Here is a 15,414-nt window from a genome sequence, read left to right as displayed (position 1 = left end):
AGTGATGACAGCCAGGCAAAACCATACTTATCTTGATGACCTGGCCTGATCCAGGGCTGCAGGTTATGCAGAAACACCCCCGAAAACCCCGCGCGCAATCAGCCCCTGCAACATTTTTGGCCCATACCATACACCGGCCCCGTTACAGCCAGCAAATATAGCTGAACCTTGTGCCGCACTATTACTACCTTTATTCGTCTGCCAGTTTTTCAGAAGTATTATTGCCATAATTGAAAGAGATTTGCGCGCCATATTCTCCAGGCAAACGCCGCCCTTCCAGATATACTTTTTGCCAATAAGGATTATCTAATGACGAGCGCATTACCCCACGACTGGCGGAAGCGTGCAGAAAATGGTGTTTGGTATCATAAAAACCGACATGCATTTCATGGTGAATGCGGAAAAACACTAAATCACCCGGTTGTAATTGCTCTTCGCTGACCTTGTGCCCCATATGAATTAATTGCGCAGTCGTTACCCGGTTAATATCAATATTGAAGCGATCTTTAAGAGTGCGCCAGACAAACCCGGAGCAATCAACACCTTTTAGTGTTGTTCCCCCCCAATGATAAGGTGTTCCCTTCCATGCGCCCATTTGGTCGTGCAGGGCGGCAATAACATTAATTAAATCAGGTTGCTGATGTGAGGCAAATTGATCATCAGCCTGTATATCACTTGCATCTTTTCCCTGATGAACAGGCTGTGAACTACAGCCCGCCAATAGCATTAATAACAGTCCAAAAACGGCAACAGGTTGTCGGGAAATCATCATTTTTTTATCATTTTCAGTGGGCTGTATTATAAGAAGTGGTATTCATCCTAAAGAAGGAATTATTGGAATACTACGCTTAAGGCATTTCATTGAATGAGCAATCATTACAAGTGATTACAAAACAGCCAATCCCGCTGCCCCCCTGTACACACAGACTCTCCACACCGGGGAAAATCTGCAAGAACAAAAAACCATTTACCAATATATACTCCGGGCCACAACCCGGGGCATAGAGTTAATTTACCGCGCCGCGGCCACTCTTATTTCAACGTTTGTACAGACTGGCGGGCCACAAAATGTACCTGAGTATTGAGCCGCACACTGTAATCATGTTGCTGGCCAGTTTCAGTTACCAGCAGGTGCACGGCTGATTTGGTTAACGCAGCAAAGTCTGTCCGCACAGTTGTGAGCGGAGGCGTGGTCAGAGACGAGATAGCCAGGTCATCAAACCCGACAACAGAAACGGAACCCGGTACAGCAATGCCCGCCTGGCGCAGGCAGTCCATAACAGAAATCGCCACCATATCACTGACACAGAATAACGCAGTTGCCCCTGCCAGCACACCGTGAGACAGCGCATGAGGGATTACCTGTGCCGCCCCAAAATCACCACCAGCCCGGTCGGCCTCTATTTCTGCAGCCAGTGCTTCATTTTGCATCTGATTACGGGCGTAATCTTCCAGCGTCAGTACCTGTGAACTGGCGTCAAAACCTGCCCCTGCCAGTTCCATTGCCCGCATGAAACCTGCCTTACGCTGAAATAGTGAGTGCCGGTAGCCCGCAGTGATAAAACGAATATCACGGTGACCTGCCTCAATTAAATGCCGGGTCGCCATCATTGCCCCAAGGGTGTAATCCGGTGATACACAAGAAGACACCATATTTAAATCTGCGCCATTAATAATGACTGCCGGTATCCCCTGAGCCTGAATGACCTCCAGCACTGTTGGCGTATCCAGCCCCAGCAGCAAAATAGCTTCTTGCCCCGCCACCTGGCTCGCAACAGCGTCGGCATTCAGGGTATCGTGCAATACCAGCAGTTCCACATTCAGGTGAATACGCTGTGCTTCCTCTTTGATATGGCTTATCAGGTAAGAATAAAACCCGGTAGACAACCCAACATAATCACCCACCACCAGGGTGATACGGCTAATGGTGATACCCGTTTGCAACTTCGGGGTATTCTTTTTGTAGCCAGTTTCTTCAATCGCTGCCATCACTTTCGTAGTGATTTCGGGCGTCACAAATTTACTGTTGTTGAGAACCCGTGAAATCGTACTTTTGGAAATCCCGGTCAGCGCTTCGATATCGGCCAGCGTTGGTTTTTTTGTTTTGTTCTCTGGCTGCATTCTTCACTCTCCTGCCATAAGGAAATTTTTCCCAAATGATATCGTTTCCTGCCGTGTTACAGAATTGAATCCTACCCCGAATCGGTCATTTTTGTCATTATTTTAAATAATATTCCCTTTTAACTGTTTACTGATTGGTAAAACTTACAGGAAAATTTTCCTAAACAAGAAAATTTTCAAAACTGAGAAAACGATCACGACGCGATCCTGAAGGCAAGTGTTACCCTGGCAGTGCTGAAAAAATGGACTCTTCACTTATTACAGGAACACATTATGTCTGCTGCTTTTGATACCTCTGCTCTGTTTACACCTGCACAAATTCCTCATGAAAAACTGGAAAACGCATTACACAATGCATGCAGTGCCGTACTGAATAATGTCCGCCGCATTGGCGACCGGAACCCCAAAATAGGCCTGGATAACAGCGTCAAATACCGTTTTTGCCCGCCAAGAGACTGGGTGAGTGGGTTCTGGGCCGGGCAACTATGGCTGGCATACAAAGTTACCGGGGAAAGCCGTTTACGAAACAGTGCAGCCATGCGCCTGCCTTATTTCCAAACTCTTTTGAATAACCCCGAGTGGATGGATCACGATCTTGGTTTTCAGTTTTCACTTTCCTGTGTGGCGCAGCACAAGCTTACCGGCTGCGAAACCAGCAAAACCATGGCACTTAAAGCAGCAGATACATTACTCGGGCGGTTTCGTCGGGTAGGGAAATACCTGGTGGCATGGAATGAAAACCATGAGCTGGGGCTGGAGCAAACCCTGGGCCGTACCATCATCGATTCTTTGCAAAACCTGTCATTACTATTCTGGGCGTCGGAAACCACTGCCAACCCGGTTTATCGTGAAGCGGCTCTCGCCCATGCTCATACACTAAAAAAATATATTATCCGGGAAGATTACAGCACCTGGCACTGTTTCTTGTTTGATCCATTAACTCAGCAGCCGCTGCGCGGGGAAACGTTTCAGGGTTATGCCGATGACTCTTGCTGGTCACGCGGCCAGGCCTGGGCCATTCACGGTTATGCACAACTTTTCGAGCATACCGGCGATCCCCAGTGGCTGGATACAGCAATACACCTGGCGGATTACGCTCTTGCCCATTTGCCACATGATGGCATTCCCCTGTGGGATTACCGCCTTCCTGCCCATGAAACACCCTGGCGCGATTCTTCCGCGGGCGCTATCACCGCCGCGGGTTTGTTATTAATCGCCCAACACTGTACTGACCAAATCCAACAGGAACACTATCGCCAGGCGGGAACCAGCATGCTGGCAAGCCTTGAGGATCAATGCAGCCTGTCTGGTGATCCCCTGGCGGAAGGGTTGCTGAGCGAAGGGGCGTCTTACGTCAAAGAAGGCTTATGCAACAACATGTTGCCTTATGGAGATTACTACTACCTGGAAGCGCTTATGCGCGCCAACGGCTACACCGACTTCTTCTGGAAATAACACTTACCCTGCATCAGAAAAGGAACACCATAATGAAAAACCATATTCTGATTACTGCCCTGCTTGCTACGGTACTGTCATTCAGCGCCCACGCCCGTACCTACAAACTGGCTACCAACACCCCGGCAGACAGCCCTACAGGCCTGGTCATCAAACAATTTGTCGATGCAGTAAAAACCGGTACAGACAACCGGGTAAATATTCGCGTTTACTGGAATGGCGCATTAGGCGGGCAGACCCAGTACATTTCGCAAGTACAAAGCGGCGTGATTGATATGGGTATGCTGAACAGCGGCATGCTGGAAAACCTGCAACCCGCAATTGGCGTAATCAACCTCCCTTATGTTTTTCGTGACCTTGAGGAATACCACAAAGTCATGAGCAGCGATTACATGCACCAAGAATTGCTGGCAACCACCCAAAAAAATGGCTTTGAAGTTTTAGGCTATATCAGCAATGGCTTTCGCAGCCTGCATGCTTCTAAACCCATTTACAACATTGAAGATATCCGGGGCCTGAAGATCCGCACGATGGCATCAGACACCTATATCCGGATGCTGCAGGCAATGGGGGCGATTCCAGTGCCACTGGAGTTCACCGAAACATACGGCGCACTGCAGCAAGGAATGGTCGATGGCGCAGAAGGCAGCCTGGCAGGCCTGTGGGAAATAAAATTTGGCGAGGTCACTAAATATGGTGTGCGCAGTGAGCAAACCCGCCTGACAGACTTTATTGTTCTGAGCCAGCGCGCGATGAAAACCATTTCTGATGACGACATGGCCGTTCTGCGCACCGCGATGCATGCGGCATCTGAGTACTCCATCAACCTGATTGATGCAACCCACAAGCAATCCGAAAAACTGGCAGAAGAGAAAATGGGCGTCGTGATTACCGATATCGACAAAGCTCCACTGATTGAAGCCATGAAACCGCTGTGGCGCGATGCCATGCAAACCCCGGAAAAGCGTGAAGCACTGGAACGTATTTTCGCTATAGAAGACCGCGAACTGGATGTTTAACCTGACAGGCCGGCGTGCGTCCCCCACGCGCGCCAGGCTTACTATGAGTGACCACCGCATGAACCAGACAACGACCCCGAGCCTGGCAGTACCGCCTGCGTCGCTTGCTGCAAGCAGGTTGCAACGTATTGAGCAAATATTGTCGCGGGTACTCAGCTGTTTTATGGTGTGCCTGTTAGGCGCCATGAGCCTGTTGATTATTTACAGTGTTATTACCCGCTATTTTTTTCAGTCACCCAGCAGCCTGTCAGAAGAATTGCTGCGCTTTTCACTTATCTGGCTGGGGTTAATTGGCGCAGCGCTGTGTTTTAACGGCACTCGTCACCTCAGCCTGCCAATACTATTTGACCGGGCCGGTGCCACAACCCAGCGCTGGATGATGCAATTTAATAACCTGCTGGTTATCGCCTTTGGGGTGATTTTGCTGGCTGGCGGCTGGCTGGCAATGGAAAAAAACAGCCAGATGCTGACACCCATGCTCAAAGTTTCCGTTGGTATGCTGCATGGTGCTGTTGTGCTGTGTGGGGCATTCATGATTATCCACCGCGTATTATTTGCCCTGCGCGAATTAGGCTGCTCACGGCGTACCTTACTGGAAAGCCTGGTGTGTGCTCTGAGCCTGGCTGTAATCCTGTTCGCCATCAGCCAGTTTGCCACCACACCACTGTGGGAATCACTGGTTTACGACCATCTGGAAGCCACTTCACTGCTGATTTTATTCAGTACATTCTTCCTGTTTCTGGCAATGAACACCCCCATCGCCGTTGGCCTGGCTCTCTCTGGTTTATTCACTCTGGCTCTGCAAATTGCCCCCGGAGACCTGCTGGCAGTCGTCGGCGAAAAGATGTTTTCCGGGCTGGACAGCTTTGGTTTTCTGGCACTGCCCTTTTTTATTCTGGCAGGGAATATTATGAACCAGGGCGGTATTGCCCGCCGCTTGCTCGACCTCGCGTTATTGCTGGGTAAACGCATCCCTGGCAACCTGTGGCAGTCAAATATCATCGCCAATATGTTGTTTGGTTCATTGTCAGGCTCCGCCATTGCGGCTTCCACTGCAATTGGCGGCATTGTCGCCCCCATGGCGAAAGAAAAAGGCTATGACATGGCTTTTACTACTGCCGTCAATGCCAGCTCAGCCCCCACGGGTATGCTTATCCCGCCCACTGGCGTGTTTATCATGTACTCCCTGATAACCGGTGGCAGCGCATCTATTGCCGCCCTGTTCCTGGCCGGTTACCTGCCCGGCATCATGATGGGGCTGGCAGTGATGATTGTTGCCGGGATTTGGGCCCGTCGGCATAACTACCCGGTAGATAAATCCCCCTGGATGTGGCAGGAAATATCGCAGGTGCTCATACGGGCATAACCCAGCCTTTCCCTGGTTGTTGTGATTATTGGCGGTATTATTGGCGGCGTATTCACCGCAACAGAAGGTGCCGGTGTGGCCGTTGCCTGGAGCCTGATGCTGGGGCTTGTCTACCGTACTCTCAGCATGAAAAAACTGGTGAAAGTACTGGCAGAGTCGGCAATCACTTCCGCCGTGATTTTGTTTCTTATCGCCTGTTCAGGGTTAATGAGCTGGTCAATGACCTTTGCCAATATCCCCGACACCATTGGCGAACTGTTAATCAGTGTCAGTGACAACAAATTCGTTATTTTACTGTTGATCACCCTGACTTTATTGGTGGTTGGCGTATTTATGGATATGACCCCGGCCATGCTGATTTTCACCCCAATTCTGTACCCGGTAGTGACAGAACTGGGCATGAGCCCGGTGCAGTTCGGTGTCGTGCTCACCTACAACCTGGCAATTGGTATTGTCACCCCACCAGTCGGAACCGTGTTGTTTGTTTCCTGCAGTATCACCGGTGAGAAAGTCACCCGGGTGATCCGCCCGTTGTTGCCAATTTTTGCCATGCAACTGGTGGGGCTGCTGCTTATTACCTGGTTCCCGTTCTTTACCCTCTGGCTACCCGGGCTGTTTGGCCTGTAACTGAAAGGAGTCACGCCATGGCATATTATTTACCCTTTAAGAACAACCCACTAAAGACTCGCGCGGATGCTCAACAGATGGTACACGACCTGTTTACTCCGCTTATTCCTTACTTATCCAGCCTGGGAGCCGCGCTGGATCTCAATGAAGGTGGCGCTATCTTCGATATGCAGGCAAGCGCACTTGAAGGCGTGGCTCGCCCACTGTGGGGAATTATTCCACTGGTACTTGGCGGTGGTGAGTTTCCCTGGTGGCCGCTGTTGCATAACGCGATTCGCGAAGGCGTTGACCCGGCACACCCCCGCTACTGGGGGCCAACAGGTGATATCAATCAGCGCAGTGTGGAAATGGCTGCCTTTGGTTTTTTGCTGGCAGTGTTGCCAGAACAGGGCTGGCAGCCACTTTCAGCCACCACACAAAATCAACTGGCAGCCTGGCTTGCCGGTATCCAGCACCACGCCATGCCACAGAATAACTGGCTATTTTTTACCCTTCTGGTGCAGGCCGGGCTCACAAAGGTTGGCCGGGAAGACCTGGTAGACGAAGCATTACGCCAGCGCTACCTGGAGCAAATTGCTGGCTGGTACCGGGGGGAAGGCTGGTATGGTGATGGTAATGACCAGGCAATTGACCACTATGGCGGCTTCGCCATGCATTTTTATGGGTTGATTTACGCCTGCCTGCTGGATAACCCCAAGGAAGAGTATGCACAACTGTTTGTACAGCATGCCCGGGATTTCATTGTGCCCTTCTCCACCTGGTTTGCGGATAGCGGCGAAACCCTGCCGGTTGGGCGTTCAGGTTGTTACCGTTTCGCCAGTGCCAGTTTTTGGGGTGCCGCCGCCATGCTGCCTTTAGAACAGCGCGAAATGGCCCAGGTAAAAGGCCAGTGGGCACGCCATATTCGCAGCTGGCAACCCAGCCCGATATTCAGCGAAAGCGGTTTGTTAACCCGGGGCTACCGGTATCCGAACTTACTCATGGCTGAATGGTACAATTCTCCCACTTCGCCCTGGTGGGCAATGAAAGCCTTTTTACCACTGCTGTTACCTGAAACACATCCATTCTGGCTTACTGAAGAAGCCCCGGCTTGTGCACCCGGCCCAATATTTGCCATGCCAGCAGCCAACAGCATTGCTCAACGGGTAAATGGCCACAGCATTGTGCATTTCGCCGGGTTTATTGAAACCAAATTCCAGTGGGATAAATACAATAAATTTGCCTACTCCACTGCCTTTGGGCCGGAGATGGAGAGTACTGCATACGGCCACCTACTCAATTTAGGGGATAATATTCTCGCATTCAGCCAGGATAACGGCATTCACTGGCACACGCGCCATGCCAATAAATCGGTTCAGGTTGAGGGGAATACAATGCAAATCCTCTGGCTGTCTGGTGATATTGAAGTCGAAACGCTGATTACCGTGCAGGACCTGGGCTGTTGCCGCCGGCGGCACCGCTTTATGCTGCATAAACCCACCCTGGTGGCTGAAACCGGGTTTGCCGTGCATCAATGGCATCATGCACATACTTGCCTGGTAAATACCTCTGGTACCAGCGCACAAATTGCACTGGCCGGTGAGAATGGGCAATCCCGGGTAACCAGCCTTGATGACCACGCCAAAGACACCCACATTGCGGTACGGGCACACACTAACCTGCTGTCACCGCGTTCAGCGGTGCCTTTCCTGTTAACCAGCCTGCCTGCTGGCGAACAGGTTCTGGAAAGCATATTTACAGCACTGCCTGAAACCCGGTAATAATCAATGCGCCATCTGTTATTTTTACTTATGGCGCATTATTTTTTGCCACAATCATAAATCACAGGTCGTTATTCCTCGCTGACAATTAACCATTGATAAAAATAATAATTAGCCCTGCTTAATAAAAAAAATAAACCACCTGAATATCTGCTATTTGGGCAACTCCAGGCTAATACTTTCCTATACAAAGAAAGAATAAAAACATTCGCCACTGTCATAGCGGAGAACATCATGTTTGGATTATCGAAGCCTCAGGGGTTAAAAAAAGGTGCCATTTCGGGGCTGAAAAGCAACCTGCAATCTCTTGACTTAAATGCAATTAAATCTGCTGTTGCCTGGATAGAGTTTCTGCCCGATGGCACTATTTTACATGCCAATGATCTCTTCCTGGCAGTATCTGGCTATTCACTGAGTGAAATCCAGGGCCGCCACCACCGTATGTTCTGCCGCCCGGATTATGCACAGTCAGCCGAGTATGCCGGTTTCTGGCAACAGCTGGCGGCTGGCAACCCTGTAGACGGAACGTTTGAACGCTACAACAAGAACCACCAGCCCTTTTTCCTGCGCGCCACTTACTTCCCGGTAAAAAATCAGCAAGGCGTGGTAATCAAGGTGATTAAACTGGCCTCAGATATTACCGGGCAACACCAGGAGCTGGAAGATAAAGAAGCCATTATATCCGCCTTACACCGTTCACTGGCGGTAATTGAATTCACGCCTGACGGGCATATTCTTTGGGCGAATAATAATTTCCTTAAAACCATGGGGTACCAGGCAAACGACCTTCAGGGAAAACATCACCGCTTATTTTGCTATGACAGTTTTTATAAGGAAAACCCACATTTTTGGGATAATTTGCAAAATGGCCAGTCTTTTGTTGGCCGTTTTGAGCGTAAAACAGCTGATGGTGAGCGTGTATGGCTGGAAGCCAGTTATAACCCAATCATCGACAGCCATGGCGAGGTGTATAAAGTCATTAAATTCGCCTCAAACATTACCGCCCGTGTAGAGAACGCCAAACGTATTGCAGACATTGCTGTTACCACATCAGAACAAACATCGCAAATTACCCATAATGCCAACCAGGTACTGGATGAAACCGTTGAGAACTCCGAGCGCATTGCCGGGCAAGTGGAAGCCGCCTCACGTATTGGCAGCCAGCTCACGGAATCCGCCCAGGATATCAACACCATAGTGGGTACGATTGATGCCATTGCTTCGCAAACCAATATTCTGGCACTGAATGCGGCCATTGAAGCGGCCCGTGCCGGGGAATCCGGGCGCGGGTTTTCGGTGGTTGCCGAAGAAGTCCGCCGCCTGGCCGCCTCAACTTCCGATGCCACCCGCAAAATTACCCAGGTGGTAGAAAAAAACAACGCACTGATTGCCGATATGTACCGCCAACTGGATGAAATCAATCAGTTTCTGAAAACAGAACACGACAAAATAAGTGATCTGTCCCGCAGTCTGAGTGAAATCAACAGGGGCGTAAATGGATTCGTGGAGGTCATTCATAAATTAAATGTGTAACTGTGCCGATACTGTAATAAAGCAAGCATCACTACAAATGCAGGGTAATCGCTGTTTGGTGTATCGCGCCTTCAACTGCGCATAACTCGGGACGCCAGCATGCAGGCACAGCACATAAATAAGTTATTGCATCTGCAGTTCGCCACCGTGGCCACTTTTTTAGTCGGTCTGCTGATAACGGCTGGCATTACGGCCACGGTACATCACCTTAACGAAGAACATATCAGCCAGGCGATGATTAACAGCGCTCAACCCGAATTCAGCGCTGTTATCGCCTCGATGAGCCGCTACCAGTACGGGTTATTTGAAGCACGAACAGCAGTACTGAGTGGTGGCGGAAAAGACATTGAAAGCTCAGGGTTTTATGCGTTTGCCAAAACACTGAACCTGGAAAAGAATTTTCCCGGCGCACGCGGGTTTGGTTTTGTGCGCCGGGTTCCCCATGCTGCACTTGCTGATTTTGTCGAAGAAGAGCGCCGGGAAACCTGGCCTGATTTTACTGTACAGCATATTGCGCCCTGGTTGGGCGAACACTTTATTATTGAATATTTAGAACCGCAGCATGTCAGCACCAATGCCAAAGCTATCGGGCTGGATATTGCATCGGAAACGCAACGCCGTGAAGCGGCAATTAAAGCAATGAGAACAGGAAATGCTGCTATTACTCAGCCCCTGGCCTTGCAATTTTCCAATAACACCAAACATAACGCCTTTCTAATTTTGCTCCCCATTTACCAGCACGCGACAATCCCCACAACTGAAAATGAACGAGTTAACCAGTGTTTCGGCTGGGCCTTCGCACCATTAAGCATTGCCGATATTATGCAGTCGCAACGCTTTCATGACCCCAACCTGATCCTCACGTTAAGCGATGTCACTGACCCGGAAAATCACGAAACTTTCTACCACAGCAGCACTGAAACCGGGTTATACACCTGGTACCAGGATAGTGACATTCTGGGCCGTACCTGGCGCTTTTCCATTTCCGTCACCCCTGCGTGGCTCAATGGGCTTAATCTTTTTTCCGTACCCGGAACCGCTTTTATTGGCGTCCTGTTTTCAGCGATTCTGGCATTACTGGTCAATATTGCAGTCTCACGCACCAATGACCGCAGGCGGTTATCTGTAGAACAAAGCAAACTGACCATGATAGTGGAAAGCTCTGCCGATGCGATTATCGGTAAAGATACCACGGGCAAAATAATCAGCTGGAATAGCGGGGCGGAGCACATGTTTGGCTACACCCGGAAAGAAACACAGGGCTATTACCTGGCAGACTTGATTGTCCCCATACGCCTGCAGGATGAAGAAGTGATGACCCTGCAGCGGGTCAACAATAAAGAAACCATTCATCATCTGGAAACAGTACGGCGGCGTAAAGACGGTAGCGAGCTTCAGGTATCTGCTACGGTGGCCCCTATTCTGGATGCCAGCGGCAGAGTTATTGGTGCCTCGGCCACAGTGCGCGATATCTCGCAACAAAAAGAGAATGAAAAACGCATTCATGAACTGAACCACAACCTGGAACAACAGGTGCGTGAGCGCACCGCGGAACTGGCCGGGCTGAATACCCTGCTCAGTACCGTTATGTCTGCCACCTATGAATTTACTATTATCGCGACCGATTTAAACGGCACCATCCAGCTGTTTAACAAAGGTGCTGAACGTATGCTGGGGTACAGCGAGACAGAGGTTGTTGGCAAAGTTACCCCGGAAATTATTCATGTACCAGAAGAGGTTGAACACTACAGCCAACAACTCAGCGCAGAACATCACGAAGAAATTAACGGCTTTGATGCCTTCGTTTACCACGCACGCAGAGGGCTCTCTGAGCAACGCGAATGGACCTATGTGCGCAAAGATGGCAGCCGTTTCCCGGTACGCCTGGTGGTGACAACCATGCACAATGCTGATGGCGAACTGACCGGTTACCTGGGCATTTCCATGGATATTACCCAGCAGCGCCAGGCACAACAGGCTCTCGAAACAGCAAGAGACCAACTTCTCAGCACCACCCAAACGTTGCTGACTGCCTCAAAAACAGCAGGGCTTGGTATCTGGCGCTGGAATCTGGCGGATAACTCGCTGGAGTGGAATGACCTGATGTACAGCTTTTACGACTTGCCGCCATCACTGGAAGGTAATGGGTTATCACTTAACCACTGGGAATCCCGTATTCACCCGGATGACCGGGTTATGGCTATCCAGCAATTACATGATGCCGTTAATTTACACAAGGAATACACCCCGGCATTTCGGGTGGTTCAGCAAGATGGTGAAGTACGCTACCTGCAGGCAGGCGCATATATCGAACGTGACAATAACGGCCAGGCAACCCGGGTGACGGGAATAAACCTCGATGTAACAGAAGACCATATGTTACGTGGCAAGCTGATTGAAGCCAAAGAACAGGCCGATGCAGCAAATGCCGCTAAATCCCTGTTTCTGGCCAATATGAGCCATGAAATACGCACACCAATGAATGCGGTGCTGGGTATGCTGCAACTGTTACTTAAAACCCAACTGGCACCACGCCAGCACGATTTTGCCGGGAAAGCCCATATTGCGGCAAAATCTCTGTTGGGTTTACTGAACGATATTCTGGACTATTCAAAAATAGATGCCGGTAAACTGGAGCTGGATAACCAACCTTTTAATCTGAACAAACTGATGGAGCACCTGGCCATTGTGATGTCAGGTAACCTTAACAACAAATCTATTGAGTTACTTTTCGACCTCGATAACCAATTGCCACCCGACCTGACTGGCGATGAAATGCGTCTGCAACAAGTGCTAATCAACCTGGTCAGTAATGCCATCAAATTTACTGAGCAAGGTGAAGTGATAGTGAAAACACACCTGCTGTCACTGACTCAGCAGGATGTCACACTCCGGTTCAACGTGTCTGACACCGGTATAGGGATTAGCGAGCACCAACTGGCGCGTATTTTTGATGTGTTTACCCAGGCGGAAGCGTCCACATCCCGCCGTTATGGTGGTACCGGGTTAGGCCTGGTAATCAGCCGCCGGTTAGTTGAGCAAATGGGTGGCGAACTGGCAGTACAAAGTACTGAGGGCAAAGGCAGTGACTTTTCATTCAGCCTGACACTGCCGCGCGCAGATAAGACAAAATGGCATCCACTTATCTTCCCTTCTCCGGCGCCCAAAACCCTGGTCGTTGATGATAACCCGGTCGCCAGAGCACTTCTGGAACACCAGTTAACCGCGATGCAGGTTCCGGCAACCAGTACCAACAACCCGGATGAAGCAATACAGCTTATTGCTAAAGCAGCTCAGGAAGGCGCTCCCTTCGACACCGTGTTACTGGACTGGATCATGCCAGAAATGGATGGTCTGGCTTTAGCGGAACATATTCGCTACCAAATGAACCTGGCTAAAGTTCCCACGCTTATTCTGGTCAGTGCGGCGAACCATGCTGATCTGCCCGACACCCACAATTTCCCAATGCTGGATAACGTGCTGACCAAGCCATTAACACCGGAACAGCTGTTTAATGCAATGAATGTTGGCAGAACACACGCAGATGCCATCGCACAACCCCAAAAGCACCGCCTTGCCGGTGTAAATATTCTGGTTGTGGAAGATAATCCGTTTAACCAAATGGTTATCAGTGAGTTTTTAACCAGTGAAGGTGCGCACACCCGTATCGCCAGTGGCGGTGAAGATGGTGTGCGTGCAGTGCTTTCCGGCAGAAAAACGTTTGATGTGGTGCTGATGGATGTCCAAATGCCAGACATTGATGGCCTGGAAGCCACCCGGCGTATTCGCGCCAACCCGCGTTTCGCCAAACTGCCGATTATCGCCATGACTGCCAATGTCAGCGCATCCGACCGGCAAAACTGTCTTGATGCCGGCATGAATGACCACATCGGGAAACCGCTGGATTTTAATAACGTTATTGCCACGCTTTCCCGGGTATTAGGGCGCGATAACACATTACCCCTTGCAGTACCCGGCAACACCCCAGGTTTTTTGCAACGCACGGGCGGAAATACGGGCATGTATCAAACATTGCTCAATGCCTTTATGCCATCGTTTATTTCATTACAGAACGAGCTACGCAGTGCCTGCAAGGCAGAGAACTGGCCTGCAGCAATGGTGGTAATACACACCATGAAAGGAACCAGTGGTTCCGCCGGGCTGGATAAACTGTGGGCCTGGCTGGTTGAGCAGGAAGCCGCGCTGAAAACAGCTGACAATGCCGGGAAAGCCAGCCTGTTTGCCACACTGCCTGATGAAATTGAACAACGTGCCCAAAGTGAATATGCCGCACTTATGGAGCAAATTACTGCGCTTATTGCCCAGGAAAAAGAAGCCAGTCACAGCGATACAGAAACCACGCTCCCAATCGGGGAGATAATTCAGTTATTACACCGCCACCTGGATAACAGCAATATGGAAGCTCTGGAAGTGGCGAAATTATTGCGCCATGCGCTGGCAGAACAGCCGGAGTTAATCCCGGAGCTTAACCAACTGATACAGGCTACAGATGCTCTGGATTTTGAACAGGCAAAACACTTCTTAATAAAGATACAGGAGCAGGCACATGTGGAATAAGGTTCTGGACGAATATGCCCTGCGTGGCTACAAACCCCGCATCCTGATCGTCGATGATCAGCCCGTCAATATTCATACCTTGAGCGCCGTGTTCCATGGTGAACTGGATGTCATCGTCGCTACCAGTGGTGAAAAAGCACTGCACCTGGCGCTGAACCAGAAACCTGATCTGATCCTGCTGGATATCGTCATGCCGGATATTGATGGCTATGAAGTGTGCCGGCGGCTAAAAAATGATCCCATTACCGAATGGATCCCGATTATTTTTGTCACCGCCGAAACTGAGGCCGATGTGGAAGCATACGGTTTTGAAATTGGCGCGGTCGATTTTATTGCCAAACCAATTAACCCGGCGATTGTTCGTGCACGGGTCATGACACAGCTGATGCTCAAGCTGTATATGGATAATATGCGCGAAATAGCCTGGCTTGATGGGCTGACCGGCCTGTATAACCGGCGGCGGTTTGATGAAATGTTAAAGCAAAACTGGCTGTTATGCCGCCGTGAACAGCGCCCTCTGGCTATTATTATGCTGGATGTGGATTTTTTTAAACGCTTTAATGATAACTATGGGCACCAGAAAGGCGACGATTGCCTGCGGGCAATTGCCGTCGCACTGAAAGGTACACTGCGCCGCCCGATGGATATGGTGTTCCGTTATGGTGGCGAAGAGTTCACTTGCCTGCTGCCTTTGACTGATCTCACAGGAGCACAGGAACGCGCCAGCGCCATTCTGAGTGCCATAAAAGCTCTCAAAATTCCCCATGCTACATCACGAGTAAGCCCGTTCGTTACCATTAGTATTGGTATAGCCTGTACCATCCCGGAACAGGATACGGGCGAAGAGGATTTGCTTAATCACTCAGACCAGGCGCTGTACCAAAGCAAAAGCGATGGTCGCAACCGCATCACGGCCTGGTCTGGTGATAACCCCGACGCCTCCCCTGAGGTATAA

At 50.2% G+C, this 15,414-nt stretch carries 8 protein-coding genes and 4 pseudogenes; 10 read left to right on the top strand and 2 right to left on the bottom strand.

Translation table 11 applies throughout. The features are described from left to right. Positions 1 to 190 precede the first annotated feature (190 nt). A complete protein-coding gene (locus tag DT73_RS03420; protein WP_036103908.1) occupies positions 191 to 772 on the bottom strand; it encodes an NlpC/P60 family protein in 582 nt (193 codons plus the stop codon). 260 nt (positions 773 to 1,032) lie between these two features. After that, the gene (locus tag DT73_RS03415; RefSeq protein ID WP_036103907.1) at positions 1,033 to 2,121 is read right to left on the bottom strand and encodes a LacI family DNA-binding transcriptional regulator; all 1,089 of its coding nucleotides are present in this window, start codon (positions 2,119 to 2,121) and stop codon (positions 1,033 to 1,035) included. 273 nt (positions 2,122 to 2,394) lie between these two features. Here DT73_RS03415 and DT73_RS03410 point away from each other — a divergent pair, with 273 nt between their 5' ends. From DT73_RS03410 to DT73_RS03380, 10 genes and pseudogenes are all read left to right on the top strand, one after another. Beyond that, positions 2,395 to 3,576: a glycoside hydrolase family 88 protein gene (locus DT73_RS03410; protein WP_036103904.1), complete on the top strand. Its 1,182-nt coding sequence runs from the start codon at positions 2,395 to 2,397 to the stop codon at positions 3,574 to 3,576. 32 nt (positions 3,577 to 3,608) lie between these two features. Continuing rightward, positions 3,609 to 4,595 (top strand): TRAP transporter substrate-binding protein DctP, encoded by a 987-nt coding sequence (gene dctP / locus DT73_RS03405; protein WP_036103901.1) that lies wholly within the window; start codon positions 3,609 to 3,611, stop codon positions 4,593 to 4,595. Beyond that, positions 4,588 to 5,151 (top strand): annotated as a pseudogene (locus tag DT73_RS26655) (TRAP transporter small permease); the annotation flags it as partial. The gene dctP and the pseudogene DT73_RS26655, both read left to right, overlap by 8 nt. Positions 5,152 to 5,286: 135 nt before the next feature. Next, positions 5,287 to 6,588: pseudogene (locus DT73_RS03400) on the top strand (TRAP transporter large permease). 17 nt (positions 6,589 to 6,605) lie between these two features. After that, complete coding sequence (locus tag DT73_RS03395) at positions 6,606 to 8,348, top strand: DUF2264 domain-containing protein (RefSeq protein ID WP_051691255.1); 1,743 nt, start codon at positions 6,606 to 6,608, stop codon at positions 8,346 to 8,348. Positions 8,349 to 8,582: 234 nt separating this feature from the next. After that, positions 8,583 to 9,359, top strand: a pseudogene (locus tag DT73_RS27035) (PAS domain-containing protein); the annotation flags it as partial. Further along, positions 9,345 to 9,881, top strand: coding sequence for a methyl-accepting chemotaxis protein (locus tag DT73_RS27030; RefSeq protein ID WP_369792559.1), 537 nt, complete (start codon positions 9,345 to 9,347; stop codon positions 9,879 to 9,881). The pseudogene DT73_RS27035 and the gene DT73_RS27030, both read left to right, overlap by 15 nt. Before the next feature lie 99 nt (positions 9,882 to 9,980). Next, positions 9,981 to 10,775 (top strand): annotated as a pseudogene (locus DT73_RS27025) (CHASE domain-containing protein); the annotation flags it as partial. Positions 10,776 to 10,835: 60 nt separating this feature from the next. After that, complete coding sequence (locus DT73_RS03385) at positions 10,836 to 14,459, top strand: PAS domain S-box protein (RefSeq protein WP_369792558.1); 3,624 nt, start codon at positions 10,836 to 10,838, stop codon at positions 14,457 to 14,459. Further along, the gene (locus DT73_RS03380; RefSeq protein ID WP_051691253.1) at positions 14,449 to 15,414 is read left to right on the top strand and encodes a diguanylate cyclase domain-containing protein; all 966 of its coding nucleotides are present in this window, start codon (positions 14,449 to 14,451) and stop codon (positions 15,412 to 15,414) included. Before DT73_RS03385 ends, DT73_RS03380 begins: the two co-directional genes overlap by 11 nt.

It is taken from the genome of Mangrovibacter sp. MFB070, from assembly GCF_000705335.1.
Lineage (GTDB): Bacteria > Pseudomonadota > Gammaproteobacteria > Enterobacterales > Enterobacteriaceae > Mangrovibacter > Mangrovibacter plantisponsor.
This window is presented reverse-complemented; position numbering and strand designations above follow the sequence as displayed.

What these genes read in the sequence shown, in the direction of transcription:
- DT73_RS03415 (WP_036103907.1), bottom strand. Translation starts at nt 2,121, where the DNA reads ATGCAGCCAGAGAACAAAACAAAAAAACCAACGCTGGCCGATATCGAA.
- dctP (WP_036103901.1), top strand. Translation starts at nt 3,609, where the DNA reads ATGAAAAACCATATTCTGATTACTGCCCTGCTTGCTACGGTACTGTCA.
- DT73_RS03410 (WP_036103904.1), top strand. Translation starts at nt 2,395, where the DNA reads ATGTCTGCTGCTTTTGATACCTCTGCTCTGTTTACACCTGCACAAATT.
- DT73_RS03380 (WP_051691253.1), top strand. Translation starts at nt 14,449, where the DNA reads ATGTGGAATAAGGTTCTGGACGAATATGCCCTGCGTGGCTACAAACCC.
- DT73_RS03395 (WP_051691255.1), top strand. Translation starts at nt 6,606, where the DNA reads ATGGCATATTATTTACCCTTTAAGAACAACCCACTAAAGACTCGCGCG.
- DT73_RS03420 (WP_036103908.1), bottom strand. Translation starts at nt 772, where the DNA reads ATGATGATTTCCCGACAACCTGTTGCCGTTTTTGGACTGTTATTAATG.